Source organism: Alteromonas lipotrueae (assembly GCF_019249215.1).
In the GTDB taxonomy this organism is placed as follows: Bacteria; Pseudomonadota; Gammaproteobacteria; order Enterobacterales; family Alteromonadaceae; genus Alteromonas; species Alteromonas lipotrueae.
Genome location: NZ_JAESDI010000010.1, coordinates 93,258 through 116,626, shown reverse-complemented (window position 1 = coordinate 116,626; position 23,369 = coordinate 93,258). Strand labels below are relative to the sequence as shown.

At 44.3% G+C, this 23,369-nt stretch carries 16 protein-coding genes; 8 read left to right on the top strand and 8 right to left on the bottom strand.

The annotated features are described in order from the left end of the window. Positions 1-38 precede the first annotated feature (38 nt). Complete coding sequence (locus tag JKP82_RS13485; protein WP_218397403.1) at positions 39-749, bottom strand: SIMPL domain-containing protein; 711 nt, start codon at positions 747-749, stop codon at positions 39-41. 530 nt (positions 750-1,279) lie between these two features. Between JKP82_RS13485 and JKP82_RS13480 the strand changes: the two genes are divergently transcribed. Continuing rightward, a complete protein-coding gene (locus JKP82_RS13480; RefSeq protein ID WP_218397401.1) occupies positions 1,280-2,149 on the top strand; it encodes a DMT family transporter in 870 nt (289 codons plus the stop codon). 232 nt (positions 2,150-2,381) lie between these two features. Here the strand turns inward: JKP82_RS13480 and JKP82_RS13475 are convergent, their stop codons facing one another. Beyond that, positions 2,382-5,504 (bottom strand): efflux RND transporter permease subunit, encoded by a 3,123-nt coding sequence (locus JKP82_RS13475; RefSeq protein WP_218397399.1) that lies wholly within the window; start codon positions 5,502-5,504, stop codon positions 2,382-2,384. After that, positions 5,504-6,745 (bottom strand): efflux RND transporter periplasmic adaptor subunit, encoded by a 1,242-nt coding sequence (locus tag JKP82_RS13470; protein ID WP_218397396.1) that lies wholly within the window; start codon positions 6,743-6,745, stop codon positions 5,504-5,506. The genes JKP82_RS13475 and JKP82_RS13470 overlap by 1 nt, the downstream gene beginning before the upstream one ends. 326 nt (positions 6,746-7,071) lie before the next feature. Between JKP82_RS13470 and JKP82_RS13465 the strand changes: the two genes are divergently transcribed. Beyond that, on the top strand, positions 7,072-8,151 hold the full coding sequence (locus JKP82_RS13465) for a LysR family transcriptional regulator (RefSeq protein WP_258544396.1): 1,080 nt from the start codon (positions 7,072-7,074) through the stop codon (positions 8,149-8,151). Between the two features lie 46 nt (positions 8,152-8,197). On the opposite strand, the gene manD is transcribed toward JKP82_RS13465, so the two are convergent. Further along, positions 8,198-9,406 carry a D-mannonate dehydratase ManD gene (gene manD, locus JKP82_RS13460; protein ID WP_159532688.1) on the bottom strand — a complete coding sequence of 403 codons (1,209 nt, stop codon included), beginning with the start codon at positions 9,404-9,406 and terminating at the stop codon, positions 8,198-8,200. Between the two features lie 109 nt (positions 9,407-9,515). On the opposite strand from manD, the gene JKP82_RS13455 reads away from it, so the two are divergent. The 3 genes from JKP82_RS13455 (at position 9,516) to JKP82_RS13445 (ending at position 13,305) form a co-directional block, all read left to right on the top strand. Continuing rightward, positions 9,516-10,244: a FadR/GntR family transcriptional regulator gene (locus JKP82_RS13455; protein ID WP_218397394.1), complete on the top strand. Its 729-nt coding sequence runs from the start codon at positions 9,516-9,518 to the stop codon at positions 10,242-10,244. A gap of 79 nt (positions 10,245-10,323) precedes the next feature. Then, the gene (locus JKP82_RS13450; RefSeq protein WP_218397392.1) at positions 10,324-12,666 is read left to right on the top strand and encodes a GH92 family glycosyl hydrolase; all 2,343 of its coding nucleotides are present in this window, start codon (positions 10,324-10,326) and stop codon (positions 12,664-12,666) included. Then, positions 12,667-13,305, top strand: coding sequence for an HAD-IA family hydrolase (locus JKP82_RS13445; protein WP_218397390.1), 639 nt, complete (start codon positions 12,667-12,669; stop codon positions 13,303-13,305). It begins immediately after the preceding gene. A gap of 88 nt (positions 13,306-13,393) precedes the next feature. Here JKP82_RS13445 and JKP82_RS13440 read toward each other — a convergent pair whose 3' ends face one another. The 3 genes from JKP82_RS13440 to JKP82_RS13430 are packed head-to-tail and all read right to left on the bottom strand — an operon-like array spanning position 13,394 to position 18,678. Next, positions 13,394-14,896, bottom strand: coding sequence for a CoA-acylating methylmalonate-semialdehyde dehydrogenase (locus tag JKP82_RS13440; protein WP_159532696.1), 1,503 nt, complete (start codon positions 14,894-14,896; stop codon positions 13,394-13,396). Positions 14,897-14,928: 32 nt separating this feature from the next. Further along, positions 14,929-16,767, bottom strand: coding sequence for a 3D-(3,5/4)-trihydroxycyclohexane-1,2-dione acylhydrolase (decyclizing) (iolD, locus tag JKP82_RS13435; RefSeq protein ID WP_159532698.1), 1,839 nt, complete (start codon positions 16,765-16,767; stop codon positions 14,929-14,931). Next, positions 16,768-18,678, bottom strand: coding sequence for a bifunctional 5-dehydro-2-deoxygluconokinase/5-dehydro-2-deoxyphosphogluconate aldolase (locus tag JKP82_RS13430; protein WP_159532700.1), 1,911 nt, complete (start codon positions 18,676-18,678; stop codon positions 16,768-16,770). A gap of 148 nt (positions 18,679-18,826) precedes the next feature. Here JKP82_RS13430 and JKP82_RS13425 point away from each other — a divergent pair, with 148 nt between their 5' ends. Continuing rightward, on the top strand, positions 18,827-19,648 hold the full coding sequence (locus JKP82_RS13425; protein WP_159532702.1) for a MurR/RpiR family transcriptional regulator: 822 nt from the start codon (positions 18,827-18,829) through the stop codon (positions 19,646-19,648). A gap of 11 nt (positions 19,649-19,659) precedes the next feature. Beyond that, on the top strand, positions 19,660-20,463 hold the full coding sequence (gene iolB, locus JKP82_RS13420) for a 5-deoxy-glucuronate isomerase (protein ID WP_218397388.1): 804 nt from the start codon (positions 19,660-19,662) through the stop codon (positions 20,461-20,463). Here the strand turns inward: iolB and JKP82_RS13415 are convergent. Further along, on the bottom strand, positions 20,453-21,490 hold the full coding sequence (locus JKP82_RS13415) for a LacI family DNA-binding transcriptional regulator (RefSeq protein ID WP_159532706.1): 1,038 nt from the start codon (positions 21,488-21,490) through the stop codon (positions 20,453-20,455). The two genes, iolB and JKP82_RS13415, sit on opposite strands and share 11 nt — an antisense overlap. Positions 21,491-21,956: 466 nt before the next feature. On the opposite strand from JKP82_RS13415, the gene uxaC reads away from it, so the two are divergent. After that, positions 21,957-23,369, top strand: coding sequence for a glucuronate isomerase (gene uxaC / locus JKP82_RS13410; RefSeq protein WP_218397386.1), 1,413 nt, complete (start codon positions 21,957-21,959; stop codon positions 23,367-23,369).

Below are 23,369 nucleotides of genomic sequence, written 5' to 3'. Positions count from 1 at the left end.
ACTCACCAAAATAGCAACTCTGTAATAATACACCAGTATTAATCTACCAGTGTATAGTCAATAGTCGAAACTACCCGCACCTGCTTGATATGTGGGTGATGATGGTCTCTACTCGAGATAGAAAACCGTCCCTGATTAGCCCGTTTTATTTTCCCTAAGGTACTGTTTGAGTCTTGCGCGAATTTCTCAGCAACCTCTCTGGCGTTGACTGTGGCTTCCTCTATCATTGCCGGCTTTACTTCATTTAAACGCGTAAATACATAGTCGGGCTGCGCTTGATAGTGTTGATTCGTTAGCACCACACCAGACTTTAATAAGCGACCTATCTGGCTCATGACTAAGCGCACATTTTCTACATCGTTTGAAAACACGGTAATGGTTTGCACTGCGCTATAACGAAATGGCGCCTTTTCTGTTCCTCCATATTGCTGAGCTAGCTTATCGGTAATGTCTGGCTTACCGATGGTAATTCCCTCTTTGGCAATACCGTTATTCTGTAAGAAGGTAGAGACTTTCATGCTGTTAGTTTCAATGTGGTTGTAGAGGGCGGGTAAATCATTGCCTGCATCTACAAATTGAATAGGCCAAATCACGCGATCAGCCACGTATTCACGTTCTGATAATCCTTTAACGGTAACTATCCTATCCCAGGTTTGCATGTCGTTTAAGGCCGAAGACACCTGTTGACCCAATACGCCAAGCGCACTCACCATGCCTATTGCCACCACCACTGCTGCACCTATTTTCATAATCCTCATTTCCATTTTTTATTGTTGGTAGTGTTAGCCTACGTTCCATTAAGGTCGATATTAGGGAGTAAAACAGCCGACATTATTGATACTTAACGATACATAGTGACCAATTGTGGCATTAAAGAGGTTGAATAAAAGGTGAAGGAATAGCGTTCGAGGGGCGCGAGGAGAACCAAGACAGCTTTTGAAAATACTAAACAGGAGGGCGCTCTGCATTCACCTATATTGTTTATTTTATGCCCCAATAGCTCTACATAAACCGAACAATTATGTGACACAGTCTTTAGGGTGATTTTTCTTAAATAGTGAGACTAAGTAAAGTAAACGCTATTTATGAGACTTACAGCCTCACTAATACACGTTTAAATTTCAATTAGATGAAATAAATTAATCATCAATAGAGCATACACTCAAATTATGTAAATTTATTGCCGCATTTATATAAAATAACAATAGCTTATTAAGGTAAAAGTCCAGTTTCTTCAAATTAAGCGATCAGATCCTAACGACTACGAGACTCATTTTTTATGTGGATTATTTTTGCATTGCTCGCAACATGTTTTTTTGGTTTACGTGGGATCTTGTATCAATGGACATCGCAGAAAAACTTGAATCGGGATCTACTGTTATTTGGTGTGTTTTTTATTGGATTTATGATTAGTCTGGTCGGTGTACTGTTGTTAAATCAACGTTGGTATGGTTGGGCTGATGTGGCTGTTGGTCTGGGCCTAGGCTTTGGATCTTTTGCTGCGAATGCGCTTTTACACAAGGGATTTTCAGTAGGAAAAGCATCACTCATCAGCGTTCTGTCAGGATTGACTCCTTTATTTGTACTAATTTTTGCATTTTTAATATGGAAAGAGACGTTAACAGCTATTCAATTACTTGGATTTTTTATTATTTTTTGTGGTCTTTGTATTATTAGATATTCGTCGGATATCTCTGCAGATAACTTGAAAGGAGCACAATGGGGACTACTTGCTGCATTGTTCTTTACGTTTACTGATTTAATGGGGAAACAATCCACACTCTTAGAGGCTGATGTTTTTGCTACTTTAACCTCTATGTTTGGATTCGGAAGTTTCCTTTTTGCCGTGACGTGGTTGGCAAAGCGTAAGAAATCTCTAGCTACTCAGTATTCAGTTACCACTAATTGGTCGGAAATAAAAACGTTCTCTTGCGGACTGATAGTTGGGGTGGCAAACGTAAGCGGTATGGTGGCAATAATATCCGCTTTTTCTATTGGTAATACTGGGCTAGTTTCTGCGATTTCAGGAATGAATATCTTACTTATTCTCCTTTATTCTCGTGTTGTTTTGAAAGAAACATTTAGCCGCCAAGAAGTGCTAGGGTTAACTGCTGCATTCGTCGGCCTTATGGTACTTAGATTAAGCTAAACCTTTTTCTATCAGTACCTTACGTCACAGTATTTTTAGTGAAGTGCAGTAAGGTATATTCAATAAATAACTAAAAATTATTATTACAGCCATGAAAACTCGCTTATTGCCTTCAACAGACTGATATATTAGTCGTTCCGAAAGGCCTACCACAAAAAAAGGCCACTTAAATAAGTGGCCTGAAGTGCCTCCAAAGTACGAGGAGGAGGCAACGCTTGGGTAAACGGGAGCGTTAACCTTTACGTTTCAACAAGTAGTAAAAAACAGGCGTTAGGATTAAACCAAAAACAGTCACGCCAATCATGCCGGAGAAAACCGCTACTCCCATAGCTTGACGCATTTCAGAGCCCGCGCCGGTAGAAAGCACCATAGGTAACACGCCCATAATGAATGCAATAGACGTCATCAGTATGGGGCGAAGACGCAACTTACTGGCCTCTTTAATGGCTGATAGTGCATCCATGCCGTTGTCTTGTAGCTCTTTAGCAAATTCCACAATAAGAATGGCGTTTTTAGTAGCAAGCCCCACTAACACTATTAAGCCAATTTGGGTAAATATGTTGTTGTCGCCGCCGTATATCACCACGCCAATTAACGCACTTAGCAAGGTCATAGGAACAATTAATATAATAGCCAGTGGTAAGCGCAAGCTTTCATACTGCGCAGCCAAAACTAAAAACACCAACAGTACTACCAGCGGGAAGATAAAGGCTGACGCGTTACCTGCCAATATTTGCTGATACGTTAGCTCGGTCCATTCGTAGGTCATACCTAACGGCAGGGTTTCATCAAGAATTTGCTCGATAGCCGCTTTTGCCTGATCTGAACTGTAGCCCGGAGCCGGAGAACCATTGACTTCAGCAGTAACATAACCGTTGTAATGCATCACTCTGTCTGGCCCTGCACTATGTTCAATATTAAGGAACGAACCTAGCGGGATCATATCGCCTTTATCGTTTCGCACTTTAAACTGAGTGATGTTTTCAACGTCTTGGCGGTACTGGGCATCGGCCTGAACATTCACCTGATAGGTTCTACCGAACAAGTTGAAGTCGTTCACGTACACCGAGCCTAAATACGCCTGCATGGTGTCAAATAAGGTGCCAATATTTACCCCTTGGCTAACGGCTTTCTCGCGGTCTACATCCACATTTAACTGAGGTACATTAACCGTAAAGCTAGTGAAACTACCGGTTAGTGCAGGGTGCGCCCACGCTTTGCCAATCACCTCTTGCGTTACTTTTTCAAGTTCAGCAAAACCTAAGTTTCCTCTGTCTTGCACTTGCAGCCTAAACCCACCAATGGTGCCAAGCCCCATTACCGGTGGTGGCGGGAATATAGCCACATACGCCCCTTTAATAGAACCAAATTGCTGGTTTAATTGCATCGCAATAGCACCGGCGGATAACTCTGGACTTTGGCGCTCACTAAAAGGCTTTAACGGCGTAAACAGCACACCGGAACTTGGGCTATTGGTGAAGCCATTAATATTCAAACCTGGAAACGCTACTGCATCAGAAACCCCAGGGTGCTCCATCGCAATTCGTGACATTTCACGTACCACTTCCTCGGTTCTATCTAGCGACGAGGCATTGGGAAGCTGAGCAAATGCAATAAGGTACTGCTTATCTTGCGGCGGTACATAACCGGTTGGCGTGTTAGCAAACTGGAAGTAGGTTAGGCCTAATAAACCGGCATAAAGCACCACTACCACACCGCTTTTGCGAATAAGCCCACCTACAGCGCCTGTGTATTTTTTGGCACCGCGATCGAACATTTTATTAAATGGCGTAAATACAAAACGGCCAAATAATTTATCCATACCACGGCTTAACCAATCTTTCGATTGCCCATGAGGCTTTAATAATAATGCCGACAGCGCTGGGCTTAGGGTTAGTGAATTAATGGCCGAAATAAAGGTAGAAATGGTAATAGTTAACGCAAACTGCTTATAAAATTGACCGGTTAAGCCACTCATAAAGGCAGTAGGGATAAATACCGCAGCCAATACCAAGGTAGTGGCAATAATAGGGCCTGTTACTTCTTTCATGGCTTGTACTGTAGCGTCGAATGGAGCTTTACCGTCTGCAATATTTCGCTCTACGTTTTCCACCACCACAATGGCATCATCAACCACAATCCCGATAGCGAGTACCAAGCCAAACAACGACAGCGCATTTAATGAAAAGCCCATCAATTGCATAAACGCAAAGGTACCTACCAACGAAATGGGAACGGCCACTAAAGGAATAATGGAAGCGCGCCACGTTTGTAAAAACAGTACAACAACCAAAACAACCAATAACACAGCTTCAAATAACGTATTCACCACCGCTTCAATTGAGCCGCGCACGAATACCGTGGGGTCGTAAACGATGTCGTATTCCAACCCTTCTGGAAACATTTTTTCTAGCTGAGCCATGCGCGCACGCACGTCATCAGAAATTTGAATGGCATTAGAACCTGGTGCCTGAAATATAGGTAATGCAGCCGCAGGATTGTTGTTTAACAGTGAACGCAAGGTGTAGTAATCGGCACCTAACTCAATTCGTGCTACATCTTTTAAACGGGTAATTTCACCATTATCCCCGGCTTTAATGATGATGTTTTCAAACTCACTTTCATCTTCTAGGCGACCGCGTACATTGATAAGCAGTTGAAACTCGCTGGTGCCCGTAGGCTGTGCACCTAGACTTCCTGCCGCAGCTTGTTGGTTTTGTTCGGAAATTGCCGCCACCACATCGCCTGGGTTCATTTGCAGTGAGGCTAACTTGTTTGGATCTAGCCATACACGCATGCTGTATTCACCAGCACCAAATAAACGAACTTGCCCTACCCCTTCAACACGAGCGAGTTCATCTTTTACGAATTGGTCAGCATAGTTAGACAAATAGAGCATGTCGTAACGTTTATCAGGCGACGTTAAATGCACCACCATGGTTAAATTGGGTGACGATTTTTCGGTAACAATGCCTAAGCGCTGTACTTCCTGTGGCAATCGCGGTGTGGCGCGATTAACCCGGTTTTGAACCAGTGTAGTGGCATCATCAGGGTCGGTACCAATGGCAAACGTGATGGTAAGGGTCATACGCCCATCAGATGTAGCCTGCGAAGACATGTAAATCATATCTTCTACGCCGTTAATTTCCTGCTCTAAGGGGGTAGCAACGGTTTCAGCTATAACCTTGGGGTTAGCACCTGGATAGTTAGCCGTTACCACTACCGTAGGCGGCACAACTTCAGGGTATTCTGTAATAGGAAGCTGCCAAACAGCAATGGCCCCGCCAATGAAAATGAGCAGGCTTAGTACACCTGCAAAAATAGGGCGGCGAATGAAAAATTGCGAAAAGTTCATTAATTAATTCCAGTACCCGCTGCGCTACCAGTAAGGGTATCAGCGCTAGCCAAATTTGTTACGTTATCTACTCGTGCCTGCCAATTTTGTAGGCTTGCAAGAGCTTCTTTATCACCCATATCAACCTGGTTTGGCGCAACAACAGCACCTGGACGCACACGCTGAAGGCCATCGACTACAATGGTGTCGCCAGCTACTAAGCCATTTTGAATAATGCGCATACTACCCACTTTGTCACCCAAGGTAACCGCGCGGTATTTCACCTTATTTTCGCTGTTTACCACCAACACAAATTTGTTGTTAAGGTCGGTACCTATCGCTTTTTCTTTAATGAGAATGCCTTGCTCGTTGGTATCACCCGCTAGTTTTAAATGGGTAAATAAACCCGGCATTAAACGACCATTTTCGTTATTGAATACAGCACGAACACGAAGGGTGCCGGTACTGCCATTCACTTGATTATCGACGAAATCGATTTGCCCCCAGTGGCCATAATCTTGCTCATTAGCAAGACGCATCGCAACCGCCTGGTCGTTTACCGTAGCGTCGGTTTTATCATCACTGCTAATGTAATTTAGGTAAGTTTGCTCATCAATATCGAAGTATGCGTAAAGCTGATGGGTAGATACGATGCTAGTAAGCTCTGACTGCCCTGCCGTTACATAGTTACCTTCGGTGATATTCGCGCGAGACACACGGCCAGAAATCGGCGCTTCAACTCGAGCAAAACCACGGTTCAAACGGGCAACGTCTAACGCCGCTTTCGTTTGGTTTATGCTAGCAAAAGCTTGATTCTTACCCGCTAAACGTTCGTCTAGCACTTCTTGCGAAACCGCTTGGGTTTTACGAAGCTTTACGACTCTGTCATAGCTTTGCACAGATAAGTCATAGCGGCTTTTTGCTTCTTCAAGTTGCGCGGTTAAACGCTCAACTTCTGCTTTAAAAGCGCGGTTATCAATAAGGAATAAGGTTTCGCCCTGCTCTACATATTCGCCTTCTTCAAAAGCAACAAATTCAATGTAGCCTGAAACGCGGGGGCGAAGCGATACCGTTTGCGGCGCTTCTAAACGGCCAGTAAAACTGTCCCACTCAGTTAAACGCTGCGAGACCACTGGCGCAACATCTACAGGAATGCCTGCATTAGCATGCATTTGCTGGCCAGGATCCGTGTCGTCGCTGCCACATGCGGCGACAAGTGCTGTTAGGCTTAATATTGCCAAAAATCGAGTTAAAGTCGTCATTGCAAGTGTCTCTTAAAGTTTGAAGGCCTGCATTATGCACATCGCAATACAATAAGAATAATTATATTTTCGTATGCAACACATCATAAAATGATATATATTAAAAAGTATGAAATTTAAGCTATTTCGCCCAAGGTGTTACATGAAAGTTGGCACCACGACATGAAGCAAAAAAGTGTTGTGATAATAGCTAGACGCGCCGTATAGAGATAAACTGAAGCGATAAAAAGTGATGGGTTCACCGCGTGTTTACGGAGTATTTCCTTACCTCGGCCTTGAACCAGAACCCAGGTACAGAACTAATTTACGAATAACGGGAGAGACTGATGCGTCCACATGATTTAAATTTATTGATGATATTTGATGCCATCATGACAGAAGGCGCGATTACCCGTGCTGCTGATAGGTTGTCGATGACCCAGCCAGCAGTTTCAAACGCCCTTTCTCGCATGCGTACCGCATGGAAAGACGAGTTATTCGTAAAGGATGGTCGTGGTATTCAACCCACCTCTTTTGCCACAAACCTGTGGAGCCAAATTCAAGGCCCATTAGGACAGCTTGAAGTTGCCGTAAGTCCTGCGGAATTTGACCCTGCAACGGCGAAACGTACCTTTCGTATATCGGCCACCGACAGCATTGTTGCTATGGTGTGGGGGCCGCTACGTAAGGTAATTGAAAATGAAGCGCCAGGTATTAATATTCATGCGATCCCCAGTTACGATTTAGGCACTGATAAGGTATTGAAAGACGCTGAGGCCGAACTAACCTTTTCTAAATACCATCAACCTGATGCGGTGATACGTTCCGAGCACGTGTTAGATCCTAGTTGGGTAGTGGTGATGCGTCCCGATCACCCGCTAGCGAAAGCACAGCTCACGCTAGAAAACTTTATTGCTGCAGATCACCTGTTAGTGTCGGTAACGGGTGATGTCACCGGCCCTACCGATCAGGTATTGGCTAACATGGGGTTAAAACGCCGAATTGCCATGTCGGTCAATCAGTTCTACAACGCTACGCCGCTGCTAAAAGAAAGCAACTTAATATGTGTTGCACCGTCACTGGTTGTCGAGAAGGAAATCTTCTCTGGTGAGCTCGCGGTGTTTGAAACCCCTGTTGAAATTAAAGGCCTGCCAATGTCTGTTATGTGGCACAAACGCCAAGACTTAGATGCAGGCTTACAGTGGTTGCGTAAGTTAGTGGTGAAGTTCATTCGTGAGCGTGTAGAACGCCATGAAATGCTGCTATCTCAATGCTGCCGTAAAGCCTATTGCGCCGAAACCGTAAAGCGCATCTTGACACAACGTAATAGAGAAAATAACGATATGACGTCAACTGGTGTTCCGCAAACGGAGGTGTTGGAAGCTGATTGTGCGGTAAACGATGAAATCAGCAAGGTAAAAGCATAGGTTCAGCTGCTGATTTCAACGTTATTATTAGTGCAGTATAGGGTTTCTACCAATTATACATAGTGCCATCTTCAAGTCGGTTCACAGGTAAGTAAGCCGGCTTGTAGGGATACTTAGCCGCGAGCGACTCATCAATATCTACACCATGTCCGGGCTTTTCACCCACCTTCATAAACCCCTCTTCGAAACGATAGTCATGGGGGAATACAGCGTCGGTTTCTTCGGTATGACGCATGTATTCTTGAATACCAAAATTAGGAACCCAGGTATCAAAATGTACCGCAGCTCCCATGGTAATTGGACTTAAGTCGGTAGCACCATGGAATCCAGTGCGAATATGGTAAAGCTCGGCTAAATGCGCAATTCTGCGCAAGTGTGAAATTCCGCCAGCGTGTACAATTGTAGTGCGAATGTAATCGATTAATTGTTCACTAATAAGCTGTTGGCAGTCATGAATTGAGGAGAATACCTCCCCAACGGCAATTGGGGTAGTGGTATGTTGTCGGAATAACCTAAACCCTTCTTGCAGTTCAGCGGGAACGGCGTCTTCTAGCCAAAACAACTTGTAAGGTTCTAGAGACTTACCTAATTGAGCCGCCTCTAGCGGTGTGCAACGGTGATGGGCATCGTGTAACAAATGGTGATCGTATCCATAAGTATCACGCAATGTCTCAAATAATTTAGGGACGCTGTTTAGGTACTTACTGGTAGACCAAATATTTTCCGACGGTAAATTAGCGTCAGCGGGTTCATAAAACAGTTTATCTTTGGAAACACCATACGTGCTACTAAGGCCAGGAACACCTGTTTGCGCACGAATGGCTTTATAACCCATATCAATATACCTGCCCACTTCCTCGACGGTTTCTTCAATGGTGTTGCCATTTGCATGGCCATAGACCATTACCCCATCACGGCTGCGGCCGCCGAGTAATTGATACAATGGCATATTAGCCGCTTTCGCTTTAATGTCCCATAGTGCGACGTCAATTGCCGCGATGGCTGTCATTCCAACAGGCCCTCTGCGCCAGTACGCTCCTCTATAGAAGTACTGCCAAATATCCTCTATACGGCTAGCATCTTTACCTAACAAACAAGGTATTAAATGATCTTCAAGGTAACTAACAACCGCGAGTTCACGACCATTTAACGTAGCATCACCAATTCCATAAATCCCTTCATCGGTAACAATTTTTAACGTCACAAAGTTACGACTGGGGCAAGTAACAATCACTTTTGCTTCAATTATTTTCATACGAGTACCTTTAAGCATTAACGTGCACCAATCTAGGGGAGAGTAACTTGAAGTTACTAAGGTAAACCTTTAAATTGGTCTGGACTATTAACTCTAGAGTATAATCGGCTTGACCAATTTACAAGATCAATTTTCATCCGTTGACAATACAGGTGCTAAACGTCTGTATTTGCAAATTGCGGACAAACTCGCTCAACTTATTAGTGATGGAACAATAAAACCTGGCGAACGCTTGCCAGCAGAGCGTGAATTAGCCAGCCGCTATGATGTGAGCAGACAAACCGTACGCGAGGCATTAATTGCACTAGAAGTGTCAGGCATTGTTGCAATACGCCCTAGTTCTGGCATTTACGTATTAAAGAAATCAACCCTAAGCCCCGCCCTAATTACCGAAGATGCCCCTGGCCCTTTAGAAATTATGGAAGCGAGACGGCTACTCGAAGGGCAAGCGTGCGAAATGGCGGCTTCACGTATCAGCAACGAAGAACTACGTAAGCTTCAAGCTTATATCGAACAAATGTCGGTGTTAGTTGGTAAGCAAGATTTAACCGGGGCAGAACAGTTTGATGGTAGGTTTCACCGGTTAATTGCGCACGCAACACGAAACAGTGCTATTTACACTATGGTTGATTGGCTGTGGACCTTGCGAGATTCATCTGAAATTAGTCGTCTCTTTGCTGAAAAAATGCGAAGACATGGCGCCAACCCCAACATTGAAGCCCATCAGGCTATATACGAAAATTTATGTAGGCGCGACGGAGATGGAGCAAGGCAAGCAATGGAAAGCCATCTCAAACACGTAGAAGACATGTTTATAATTATGATTGGAGATGCTTAGTTTGGACAGTCCAATTTGACATTGGTCTGCAATGTTGATATTTCTGTGCGTCCAGATTTCGATAACGCAGAGCATTGTCATGAAAAAAGATTTTAAATGTATGGTGGCTTTATTGGCCGTTACATTGTCGTTATGTTGGCAAACACCGTCTTTCGCCAACCAGCAACCCGTCGATTTGGTTTATCCTTTTGCCGATACGGCAAACAGTCGCTGGTTTTTCTTTGACTCTGCATCGTTACCTTTTGGTATGGTTAACTTAAACCCTGATACAGAAACGGGCGGCGCATGGGGAAGCGGTTATCGCTACAATTCCAGCGAAGTAAAAGGTTTTAGCCATGTTCACGCGTGGCAGCTTGCAGGCTTGTCAGTTATGCCCGTATCAACCAAGCTCCCCATTACACAATTAAAATCGGACTACTATTCTGCGTTTAATCACAATGATGAAATTGTAAAACCTGGGTTTCATCAGCTACAGTTATCCCGCTATAACATCGATGTAAAATTAACGGCCACAACACGGGTGGGATTTCACAGTTATCAATTCGCTAACAGCGAAAACCAGCAGGTTTTGTTTAATTTAGGTGGGCAACTGGGCCCTAGTCATCTTGGCCATGCTGAAGCGCATAAGGTTTCACAGACGTCTATTAATGGCTATATAACGAATTTACCCACTTACCGTCGATCCCGTCCAACCAAAGTCTTTTTTCACGTTGAATTCAGCCGTCCTATTGAGGATATGGATAGTTGGCGCGGCGAGCACCATTTTGAAAAAGTAGATTTTATTAATGGCATAGACGCAGGCCTACTGGTCAATATATCACCGTCAAAACAACCGCTGCTAATGAAAGTAGGGATATCCTACGTGTCAGAAGAAAATGCAAAATCGAACATTGATATTGAACTCCCACACTGGGAATTCGATAAAGTGAAAGAAGACGCTTTTGCAATTTGGAATCAACAGCTGAGTAAAATTTCGGTGTCTGGTGGAACCCGCCAGCAGCAGCGCAGATTCTACACTGATCTTTGGCACGCATTACAGGGGCGACGCATCATTTCTGATGCCAATGGTCAGTATATGGATCAAACTTCTAGTACCCCCAGAGTGAAACAGATACCGCTTTTAGACAGTGGAGAGCCCTTGTTTAATCACTACAATTCAGACTCTTTCTGGGGAGCTCAATGGACAATATCAACGTTGTGGCCACTTGCCTATCCAAAAATTGCTTCAGAAATGACAAATAGCTTACTCAACTATTACAAAGACGGCGGTATGATTGCACGTGGTCCATCAGGCGGAAATTACACCTATGTGATGACAGGCGCGTCTTCCACCCCTTTTATCGTGTCAAATTATATGAAAGGCATTCAAGACTTTGATGTTGAACTTGCCTATGAAGGACTCAAGAAGAACCACAGCACTGCTGGCATGATGGCAAAAGCGGGTTACGAGCATTACACCAATACTGGCGGCGGCATGCGCTTTTATGAGAATGATGGCTATGTTCCATTCCCACTTCCTACAGGCGAAAGTATGTATGGTAATCACAAACGTGGCCCAGGAATGACGCTGGAATACGCTTTTCAGGATCATGCTCTAGCACAATTAGCCGGTGCACTAGGCTATAACGACGACTATGAAATGTACGCTAAGCGCTCAAAAAATTACCGTCACGTATTCGATGCAAGTAGCGGTTATATGAGACCAAGAAATCCAGATGGTTCGTGGCAAACCCCTTTCGATCCATTTCAATATGAAAATGGATTCGTTGAATCTAACCCAGCACAAGGTACGTGGAATGTGGCGCATGACATTGATGGCCTCGCGTCCTTAATGGGCGGAAAAACAACGCTGATTGAAAGGCTCGACAACGCCTTTAACGAGGCTGAAAAGCAAGGATTTACTGCAGGTAACGCACATGCAGATGAAGCGAAAGACGAGTATAGAAGAATTCCTATTAACTATGGTAATCAACCAAGTATGCAAACCGCATTCATTTTTAGCGCTGCTGGCGCACCTTGGAAGACCCAATATTGGTCGCGAAAAGTCGTCAATAAAGTCTACTCTGATTTGTCACCACAGCGTGGTTACAGTGGTGACGAAGACCAAGGACTAATGGGAAGTTTGGCCGTACTGATGAAAATTGGACTTTTCCAGCTTACCGGGGGGGTAGAAAAGGATCCTATTTATTATATTGGTAGCCCTCTTTTTGACACTATTACCATAACGTTGGATGACCACTATTACACCGGAAAAACCTTTACTATTCGAACACGTAACAACAGTGCAGACAATGTATATGTCAGCGTCATAACACTGAACGGCAAGCCATTGACTCGCACCTATCTGCTCCATAGTGAAATAGTTAACGGTGGAACACTTGTTCTAGATATGTCTGACCGACCCAATAAGCAGCTTCACTAAATGTCGAAATCTTGCCTGTTATTCGATAATGACGGTACGTTGGTAGACAGTGAGTATCTTTGTAATTTAGGTATTGCCCACGCGTTTCTTGAACTCGACGTAACACTAGATGCAGATGACTTGGTAAAACACTATCGCGGTATGAAACTGTCTGAAATAATGGCATCTATTTCACGGCAGTATTCTGTAGAATTGCCTGACGATTTTATCTCGTCTTATCGTAAGCGTGTTGCGTCTTTGTTCGATAAGCACTTAACACCTATTGAAGGTGTCGTTTACGCACTTGACCACCTCCCTCATCGAAAAGCCGTAGTATCTAATGGCCCACGGCAGAAAATTGAGCATGCCCTAAATGTTTGCCAACTTCGCGGTTACTTTAACGACAACATTTTTAGTGCCTACGACATAGGCTACTACAAACCCAATCCTCAGATATACCTTGATGTGGCCGCTATGATGAAGGTATCGCCTAATCAATGTGTGGTTATTGAAGACAGTAAAGTGGGCGCAGAGGCGGGTAGCCGCGCTGGGATTACTACCCTGTTTTATAATCGCTACAATGAAACGCTTTCATTACCCCACGTGACCAGCTTTAACGACATGAAACAATTGCCTAAAATGATTGCTAACGTAAGTTAGTATTCACTTCCTATCATTCACACTGTTAAGCAAAAAAACCAGTCAGGAGAAACTGACTGGCTTTTAATAAATGATAAATGCCCGGGTTTTACTTCATAGTAGGCATCGTAAAGTGATTGATGTTTTGCTGACCTTTGGGCCAACGTGCCGTCACCGTTTTCATTTTAGTGTAAAAACGAACGCCATCTGGCCCGTGCATATTTAGTGGGCCAAAAATAGATCTTTTCCAACCACCAAAGCTATGGAACGCCATTGGCACTGGTATAGGTACATTAACGCCTACCATACCCACCTGCACTTTGTGACAGTAAGCGTGGGCTGCTTCTCCATTTGCAGTGAAAATAGAGGTGCCATTACCATATTCATGACGGTTAACCAGTGCTAGCGCTTCTTCAAAACTACTCACTCGAACAACGCTGAGTACTGGCCCAAATATTTCTTCATTATAAATACGCATTTTAGGGGTCACGTTATCAAACAGTGTCGGCCCCACAAAATAGCCTTTTTCACATCCAGACACGCGATAGTTTCGGCCATCAGCAACTAGTGTGGCCCCTTCTTCCACACCATCTGAGATATACTCTTGCACCTTAGCGGCGTGTTCCCGGCTGATTAGCGGCCCCATATGAGGTTCGTCACCTTCACCTAAACCTGGGCCTACTCGCATTTGCGCTATTTCTTGCTGCAATTGTGCAATTAATGCATCTGCGGCTTCGTCACCCACACACACAGCAACTGAAATTGCCATACAGCGCTCGCCGGCTGAACCATACGCCGCGCCCATCAGTGCACCGCTAACCAAGTCAAGATCGGCATCGGGCATTACAACCAAGTGATTTTTTGCGCCACCTAATGCTTGTACTCGCTTACCGTGCTGATTTCCCACATTGTAAACATATTCAGCAATGGGGGTTGAGCCGACAAAGCTAATAGCATCAACATCTTCATCTGTAATTAGTACGTCGACCGATGTTTTGTCACCGTTGACGACATTGAATACGCCATCGGGTAAACCGGCCTCGGTAAGTAATTCGGCAATTCTTAATATAGTACTGGGGTCTTTTTCTGACGGCTTCATGACAAATGTATTTCCGCAGGCAATCGCTACAGGAAACATCCAAAGTGGTACCATCGCAGGAAAATTAAAAGGGGAAATGCCGGCACAAACACCTACAGGCTGCATTAGACTAAAACTGTCTACGCCTCGCCCCACATTCATCGACTGCTCACCTTTGAGTAAATGTGGAATGCCGCAGGCAAATTCCACCACCTCGATACCCCGCGTTAACTCACCTTGAGCATCAGAGAACACTTTGCCGTGCTCTTTGGTAATTAAGGTAGCAAGTTCATCTTTGTGCGTTTCTAACAACGCCTTAAACTTGAACATAACTCGGGCTCTGTTTAGCGGAGTTACTTCACTCCATGTCACAAACGCCTGCTTAGCGGCAGTAATGGCCGCTTGGGTTTCTTCAACTGTAGATAGGCTTACTTTTCTGATTACCTCACCTGTGGCCGGATCGTAAACTGAATTATCGCGATCACTTGTGCTGTCGACCCGCTCACCATTTATATAATTACCTAACGTTTGCATATCTCTACCTTTTAAACCTAGATCCTGAAGAATTAGTACGGTTGTTTAACTTGCTGCTGTGTATAGTTTTCATGCGCATCAGCAACAGCTTTTCTTTTAGACGTTTGGGGTATTGCGACATCCCACCAACTGCCATTGTCGGTGCTGATATGTGGGTCTGTATTAATCGCGATTAACGTGCTGGTGGTATTACTCTTAGCTTTGGTTAACGCTGCTTCTAATTCACCTAATGAGTGAACATGTTCGGCATTCGCGCCCATTGAACGAGCATGTTGAGCGAAATCAATTTGCATCAACTCAGGCGCACCTTCACAGTCGTCCAATAAATTGTTGAACGGTGCATTACCCGTTCCTTGCTGCAATCGGTGGATACAACCAAAACCTCGGTTGTCTAACAAAATGACGATAATCTTTTGCTTAAGCATCACAGATGTTGCTAATTCGGCATTAAGCATCATGTATGAGCCATCACCAACCACCACTATGACGTCATTGTTTGGCTTGGCTAATTTAACGCCTAAACCGCCCGCTATTTCATACCCCATGCAAGAAAAACCATACTCTACGTGATAACTACCGGGTCCTTCTGCTCGCCATAGTTTGTGAAGTTCGCCGGGTAATCCACCTGCTGCACACACAATCGTATCGCCAGCATTTGAACCGCGCTTTACCGCCCCTAATACTTGCGCATCGGATGGTAAACCTTGGGTGTCTGAAGTCACATCTTCATAATGCTGCTGCCACTTTATATTGAGTACTTGGGCTTTTTCCAACCATGTTGTTGGCGCCGACCATTGCGCTAGCGCGCTATGCAGCTGTGTTAACGTTTGCGTCGCATCACCTACCAAAGACACCGCATCGTGTTTATTGGCATCGAAAGCGCCTATGTTTAATTGAAGTAAGACTGTATTGTCGCGGTTCCAAAGGGTTCGAGATGACGTGGTGAAATCTTGTAGCCGAGTGCCTATCGCAATAATTAAATCTGCTTCAGCGGCAATTTTATTTGCAGCTTCACTTCCTGTCACACCTACCCCACCCAATGCACAAGGATGTTGCCAAGATAGGCAGCCTTTACCCGCTTGGGTTTCTGCAACCGGAATCTGATGAGTTTCAGCAAATTCTGATAGGGCTGCTGCTGCGCCAGAATACAGCACTCCACCACCGGCAATAATTAACGGCTTTTGCGATTTCTTTATCGCAGACACGGCTTGTTCAACTTCAAAAAGCTCAGCCAAAGGCTGACGAATTCTATGCACTCTTTTAGTGAACAATGAGACTGGGTAATCGAATGCCTCTGCCTGAACATCTTGCGGAAATGCCAAAGTAACGGGCCCACAATTCACCGGGTCGAGCAGTGTTTGCATGGCCACCGGTAAACTATTAATAAGCTGTTCGGGTCGATTAATACGATCGAAATAGCGACTTACCGGTTTAAAACAATCATTCACTGAAATATTCGGGTCACTGAAGTGCTCAATTTGTTGTAAAACAGGATCAGGTTTACGGTTCGCAAAGTTGTCGCCCGGCACAAATAACACCGGTAAACGATTTGCGTGAGCAAGCCCAGCGGCGGTCACCATATTGGTTGCGCCGGGCCCAATTGATGACGTACACATCATCATTCTTCGACGGTTATTAGCTTTTGCATACGCAATTGCGGCATGCGCCATGCCTTGTTCGTTATGCGCTCGGTATGTTGGAAAAGTCGCTTTGTTGTCGTGTAGTGCTTCACCTAGGCCAGCCACGTTCCCATGACCAAAAATAGCAAAGGCTCCGGCAAATATAGGGAACTCTTCGTGATCAATTACAATGTACTGCTGTGTAAGAAATGCCAACATTGCTTGCGCAGCAGTGTATCTAATGGTCTTCATCTAAATGTCCTTACGCGTGTTCCATGCTGAGACTAAAGTAAGATAGTTTTCAGCTACCACCTTCATCAGCACCTCGTCATCGATTTTTCCCGCCAACCAGTCTTTGCTGGGTGCGGAAAATATAGAGCGGCCTACTGCAAAGCCTTTACATAGCGGATATTTAGCACTATTAGAAAACCCTTCTATAAGTGCATCAATTGGCGCATCTAAACCTAAAAGAATGATGCCTCTACAATGTGGCGAACGCTTATTCACCAGGTCACTAATGCGCTTCCATGCGGCAGGCGAAGGGGGAGGCAGCTTCCACCAATCGGGCCTTACATTGAGGTCGTAAATCATTTCCATTGCCCTTACGACAGACGTATCGTCAGCGGGAATATCACTAGGCGGAATTATTTCTAGTAGCAGTTCATGACCACTTTGACAACACGCGGCATAAAGCTCTTCAATCTGCTTAGATTGTGCTTCCCACATGGCAGCGTCGTCATCTGGATGCATAAACACTAAACATTTAACGATATGCTCCTGTGGCCAACTGACCAAGCGAGAGCCTATAGAACGCCCGCCTTCTAGCTCGATAGGACGGGAACCCGGCACTTCCACTGGACGCCCGACCCACCAGCGTTTTCCGGTAACAGCGTTCAATGCATCTTGACCGAAGGTATCGTCTATCAAAACCCCCACTTGATTATTACCTTGTACGCCAGTCTGCTCTAACGCCTGTAAAATAAGCGCTTTTAGGGTTTTTATTTTTGACAAATCGGCACCCGCTTCATTTGCCATTTCGACAAATTGTTTACGATGGTCGAATGCTAAAATACATAAGTCTTGCCACTGCGAAGTTTGACGCGTGGTAACCCTATGTAAATAGTTAAGCTCTGGATGAATATCGGGGCGCTCAATGGAATGTTGATTGGCAATGTAATAGTCAAGCTCGTCAGCCGAAGGAATGGCGGGGGCACAACCATGGCGAGATACCACAAGTGCGCCAGCGGCGTTGCCGTAGGCACATGCTTTTTTAAACCCTTCTTCACGCAACCATCCTCTCAAGAAACCAGACATGAAAGCGTCGCCCGCACCAAGCACATTAAGGACATCAACCCTCACCCCTGGTGCAAAAAAAGCATCATCAATGTGGGGGGGAATGGCGTCATCGAAAATAGAACATCCTTTCTCACCGCGCTTTAGCACGATGGTGGCGTCAGTAAGTTGCCTCACGTTTTGAAGTGCTGCTAATGTATCTGTCACACCACCAGCAATATGTATTTCTTCTTCCGTACCAACAATTAAATCGCACAGTGGAATAATAGACTGTAAATGCTCAGAAACGCTGCTATTGGAGACAAATCGATTGTCGCCTTCACCTGGGCGGGTTAACCCCCAAAGTACCGGTCGGTAGTCAACATCCAAAATAACTTTAGTATTGTTTTTTCGTGCATATTCAATTGCTTTACGAGCAACAGCATCAACATGGGGAGTTGAAAAATGTGTTCCGGTAATCAATAAAGCCTTTGCTGATGCAATATACTGCTCATCAAAATCACTGATATCTACTGCCATATCGGCGCAATCAGCACGATAAAATAGTAACGGAAATTCTTCCTTACTTTTTATTGATAAAATGGCCAACGCTGTGAGACGCTGTTTATCGGTAACAACGTGGCTTGTGTCTACGCCAACTCGGTCTAATTCTTCACGAATGAATTGCCCAAACTGCTCATCGCCTACACGGGTAAGCATAGAAGATTTCAATCCTAAGCGGGCTGCACCAAAGCAAATATTGCACGAAGAACCACCCAGAGATTTTGCAAACGTAGAGATATCTTGAAGGCGGTTACCGATTTGCTGTCCGTACAGATCCACAGACGCTCTACCTAGGCAGATCAGATCTAATGTTTTAGCATCTTGCATTGATACAGGTACTCTCAATTGATTGGATAATTAACTTTCTAAAAACAAAATAGAACAAATATTCCAATTTATCAACACTGGAATATTTATTCCTTACATGCTAAATTTAGAACACCTAGTATGAAATTATGATGACACCATCAAACCAATGGCAGAAGATCAGTTAACGTTAGAACACCGAATCGAACAGGAATTTGCTTCGTTGAGCAATCGGCTTCAGCAAGTTGCTCGGTTTATCTTAGATAATCCTAATAGTATTGCCTTTGGGACTGCGGCCAGTATCGCAGAAGCTGCGGGGGTACATGGTTCTACGCTAGTACGATTCGCCCATGCGTTCGATTTCGAAGGTTTTAGCGACATGCAGCAGGTCTTCAAACATAAGCTCATTTCTTCCACTCCTACCTATGAATCTCGAGTGCAATCGGTATTAGATGCGCCAGAAACCCATGATGACCAGTGTGGGCTGAGTTGGCTTAAAAAAATTACAGCGGCAAACGAGGCTGCACAAAAAAGTGCGTTAGATAAGATTGACCCTGAAGCCTTAAACTTAGCCATAGTAGAACTACAAAAGGCAAGTATTATTCATGTACAAGGGGTAAGACGTGCGTTCCCCATTGCGAGTTACTTCAGCTATGTACTTGGAAATTTAGGTTATCGAGCACACCTTCTCGACAGTGTGGGGCAAATGGACAGAGCCCAATGTGGATTAATGACAAAAGACGACGCGTTATTTGCTATTAGTTTCGCACCTTATGCCCCTGAAACAATCGAAACGGTCACTCAAGCCAAATCAAAAGGCGTAAAAATAATTGCCTTAACCGATAGTGTATTGAGCCCTATGGTAGAACTTGCTGATGTATGCATAAAAGTTAAAGAAGCGGAGATCCACTCATTTCGTTCGCTTAATAGCAGCTTTAATATTATTCAAGCATTAATGCTTGGTCTTATTCACCACCCATCTCAAACCTGATAGGAATTGGCATGTCTCATTTACATATACGCCCTAAAGAAGCAGGCGCAGACAAACGTATTATTAATATAACCCCAGAATCGGCGAACTGGCAGTTTGTTGGTTTTGAGGTGGTGATGCTTGAAGCTGATGATACCCTGGTGGTCAACACCCAAAATACTGAGCTTTGTGCAGTGATTATCTCTGGAGTCGCAGACGTTACGACACAAGAGCAATTGTTTAGTAATATCGGCCATAGAGCTTCAGCATTTGATGGTATAGCCCCTTACGCCGTTTATGCTCCACCAAAACAGGAATTGACGATAAATGCGCTAACCTCATTAGAGGTAGCCCTTTGCCGTGCCCCCGCAAAGGGCCTTTACCCTGTAAAGCTTATTACGCCTCAAGATTGTGTCACGATGACAAGGGGAAGTGGCACTAATTTACGTCACATTCGCAATATAATGATGGACAATGTAGATGCAGAACGTTTACTGATCACTGAAGTCATCACCCCCAGTGGTCATTGGTCAAGCTATCCACCTCATAAACATGACACCGACGCAATACCACAAGAGAGTGCATTAGAAGAAACGTATTATCACAAGCTTAACCCTAAACAAGGCTTTGCTTTTCAACGGGTTTATACCGACGATAGAAGCATTGATGAAACCATTAGTGTAGAGCATAACAGCGTAGTTACCGTTCCTAAAGGGTATCACCCAGTCGGAACTCCGCATGGATACGAGCTGTATTATCTAAACGTAATGGCGGGCCCAAAAAGAGAATGGATCTTTCATAATGATCCCGATCACGCTTGGATTGTTAACCAGTAAACAAAGTGGTTGATTCTCGAATAACAAGGTCACAATGAAAGGTCTCATTGCTGTCGCTGATATTCACACTACTATTAGCGCCAGCATGCTTGTGCTTTAAACGGCCAATTAAAAACGTAGCTGCGCGATACCCAATGCTGGTTAGTGGGTGGCGCATAGTAGTAATATTAGGCCATACTTTTGTTACGATGGGCGTATCATCGATACTGGCTATTGAAAGCTGCTTAGGTACGCTAATCCCGCGACTTTGCGCTGTATACAATACACCAACGGCCATCTCGTCATTCGATGCAAATATTGCCGATGGTGGAGTGTTTCTGTTGAGTAACACGGAAGCGGCATCTACCCCTGACTGATACGTGTAGTAGCCCTGGACAATAAGTGACTCATCCACTTTTAAGTTTGCGTCTGCGAACGCCATTCTATAGCCTTGCTCACAACGCTGGCTGGTGTACTGGTCTGGATGGCCTAAAATAAAGCCTATATCGCGATGCTTTAAGTGCAACAGGTAACTTGTCATATCGTAGGCCGCTTTTACAGCGTCCATATCAACAAAATCCCCTCGCGTTTTGTCTTTAGCTCCTATTTGAACGTAACTGATATTTTTGCGATCTAACATATCCAATAATTCAGGTTTATCGCTCAAGGGAGGAGCTAGAATAAGACCATCTGCCAAGGTATTATCAATAAATGATTCTATCTCTTCAACCAGTGTGGGAGAGCGATAGCTGCAGTCATATAAAAACACCCCCATTTGCTCTTCTCTACAGCCTTTCATAATTCCCTTCTGTAAGTTCATTATGTAGCCAGGACTGGGGTTATCTGCTAGCAACGCGATAAAAAACGAACGGTTCTTAGCTAAGGCCATTCCTAATGGATTACGTTTGAAGCCGAGATGGTCAATAGCCTCCTGCACTTTTTGACGCATTTCATCTTTAACGTTCGCTTCTTTATTAATAACGCGAGACACCGTTTTTTTTGAAACTCCAGCATGTAGAGCTACATCCTTTATAGTAACCGAACGCATAAGTTTTAAGTTATATTCCTATTTTAATTTCGAGCTATATCGCTAAAGCCTAAACATTAACGACAATGACGTTTCGATTGAGAGCTATTTACTCTTACGATTAAACGAAAATGAAAGTAGCGCTGATAAGCATTGTTACCTTACCTTCAATTTTACACAAGGCTAAAGTGTGCACCTCGACTATATTTCATTGTCCCCTCACGAAACACCGATGACAGTTCACTTTACCTTTGCGCCAACCGTGTTTTACGTACCTATCTAACTGGCCACACCATATTGGAATAACACAGCGTTTGTAAGACGCAAAGCAGAACCTACTGGCACCGCCTTATTATTGCACTATATTTGACACCGGTGTCAAATATCTTTATAACACACACTTATCGTTAAATTTACTGTTTACTGACTTTCCTACTTTTTCAAAGTGAAAGCCAATGAACCAATAAATAAAAGTTTTGGAGACTCTATGGCCAGCACGTTAACTATGCACCCTGACCGCCTCTTTTCATCGAATAAGATTGAGCGAGATATCGCAAGAAATCTATACCAACACGTTGAAAAATTGCCAATAGTTAGCCCTCATGGACACACTGATCCTGCTTGGTTTGCTGAGAACAAAAACTTTTCAAACCCTACTGAATTACTCATTCACCCCGACCATTATGTGTTTAGAATGCTGTATAGCCAGGGGGTGGATTTAGACCATTTGGGCATTCCTAGAAAAGATGGCAGCCATGCCAACGCCGACCCCGAAAAAGCTTGGCAGATTTTCGCCGATCACTATCACCTATTTCAAGGCACGCCTTCACGGATATGGTTAGACTATGTATTTGTGAATACTTTCAATATTACCGAAAAACTAAACAGTAGCACAGCTTCGCACTACTATCAGGTCATTAACGATGCCCTTCAAACCGAAGCTTTCAAGCCAAGAAGCTTATTCGATCGTTATAATATTGAAGTCATTGCCACAACAGAATGTGCGACTGATAACCTTAAACACCACCAGAAAATAAAAAACAGTGATTGGTCAGGCAAGGTTATTACCGCTTTTAGACCCGATGCAGTGGTAGATCCTGAGCATGAAAAATTCAATGCCAAATTAGTTCAGCTCAGCGAATTAACTAATTTAGATTGTCAAGAGTATTCACAGTATTTGGATGCACTTCGCCAACGCCGTCTATTTTTCAAGGAGATGGGCGCTACATCAACGGATCATGGTCACCCAACTGCTGCAACAGCCAATCTAAGCGATGAACAAGCAAGCGTACTATTTCAAAAAGTACAAGACACCCCAACCGCTGACGATGCCGAGCTTTTCCGCGCCCACATGTTAGTGAAAATGGCAGAGATGTCATTGGATGACGGACTCGTTATGCAGATACATCCTGGCTCTCATCGAAATCATAACCAGCAACTCTTTGCACACTATGGGAGAGATAAAGGCGCGGACATTCCAGCCAACACAGAGTATGTAAATGCGTTAAAACCACTTCTTAGCAAATTCGGTAACAACACTGATCTGAGTATCATTCTGTTTACTCTTGATGAAACAGTGTACAGCCGTGAGTTAGCACCATTAGCTGGCCACTACCCAAGTTTAAAGCTGGGCCCGGCATGGTGGTTCCATGATAGTCCAGAAGGTATGATGCGCTTTAGGCGCTCAGTAACCGAAACGGCGGGGTTTTATAACACGGTAGGCTTTAACGACGACACCCGTGCGTTTTTGTCTATTCCAGCAAGACATGATGTTGCGCGACGCATGGACTGCACCTATTTAGCTGAATTGGTTGCACGACACATGTTAGATGAATCAGAAGCCGTGACATTGGCCAAAGATTTAGCCTACAACCTAGCGAAGGAAGCATACAAACTGTGA

Excerpts from the sequence above, each read along its gene's own strand:
- JKP82_RS13445 (WP_218397390.1), top strand. The coding sequence starts at position 12,667 with ATGTCGAAATCTTGCCTGTTATTCGATAATGACGGTACGTTGGTAGAC.
- iolD (WP_159532698.1), bottom strand. The coding sequence starts at position 16,767 with ATGAAGACCATTAGATACACTGCTGCGCAAGCAATGTTGGCATTTCTT.
- JKP82_RS13440 (WP_159532696.1), bottom strand. The coding sequence starts at position 14,896 with ATGCAAACGTTAGGTAATTATATAAATGGTGAGCGGGTCGACAGCACA.
- JKP82_RS13485 (WP_218397403.1), bottom strand. The coding sequence starts at position 749 with ATGAAAATAGGTGCAGCAGTGGTGGTGGCAATAGGCATGGTGAGTGCG.
- iolB (WP_218397388.1), top strand. The coding sequence starts at position 19,660 with ATGTCTCATTTACATATACGCCCTAAAGAAGCAGGCGCAGACAAACGT.
- JKP82_RS13480 (WP_218397401.1), top strand. The coding sequence starts at position 1,280 with ATGTGGATTATTTTTGCATTGCTCGCAACATGTTTTTTTGGTTTACGT.
- JKP82_RS13470 (WP_218397396.1), bottom strand. The coding sequence starts at position 6,745 with ATGACGACTTTAACTCGATTTTTGGCAATATTAAGCCTAACAGCACTT.
- JKP82_RS13430 (WP_159532700.1), bottom strand. The coding sequence starts at position 18,678 with ATGCAAGATGCTAAAACATTAGATCTGATCTGCCTAGGTAGAGCGTCT.
- manD (WP_159532688.1), bottom strand. The coding sequence starts at position 9,406 with ATGAAAATAATTGAAGCAAAAGTGATTGTTACTTGCCCCAGTCGTAAC.
- JKP82_RS13465 (WP_258544396.1), top strand. The coding sequence starts at position 7,072 with ATGCGTCCACATGATTTAAATTTATTGATGATATTTGATGCCATCATG.
- JKP82_RS13425 (WP_159532702.1), top strand. The coding sequence starts at position 18,827 with ATGGCAGAAGATCAGTTAACGTTAGAACACCGAATCGAACAGGAATTT.
- JKP82_RS13415 (WP_159532706.1), bottom strand. The coding sequence starts at position 21,490 with ATGCGTTCGGTTACTATAAAGGATGTAGCTCTACATGCTGGAGTTTCA.
- JKP82_RS13450 (WP_218397392.1), top strand. The coding sequence starts at position 10,324 with ATGAAAAAAGATTTTAAATGTATGGTGGCTTTATTGGCCGTTACATTG.
- JKP82_RS13475 (WP_218397399.1), bottom strand. The coding sequence starts at position 5,504 with ATGAACTTTTCGCAATTTTTCATTCGCCGCCCTATTTTTGCAGGTGTA.
- uxaC (WP_218397386.1), top strand. The coding sequence starts at position 21,957 with ATGGCCAGCACGTTAACTATGCACCCTGACCGCCTCTTTTCATCGAAT.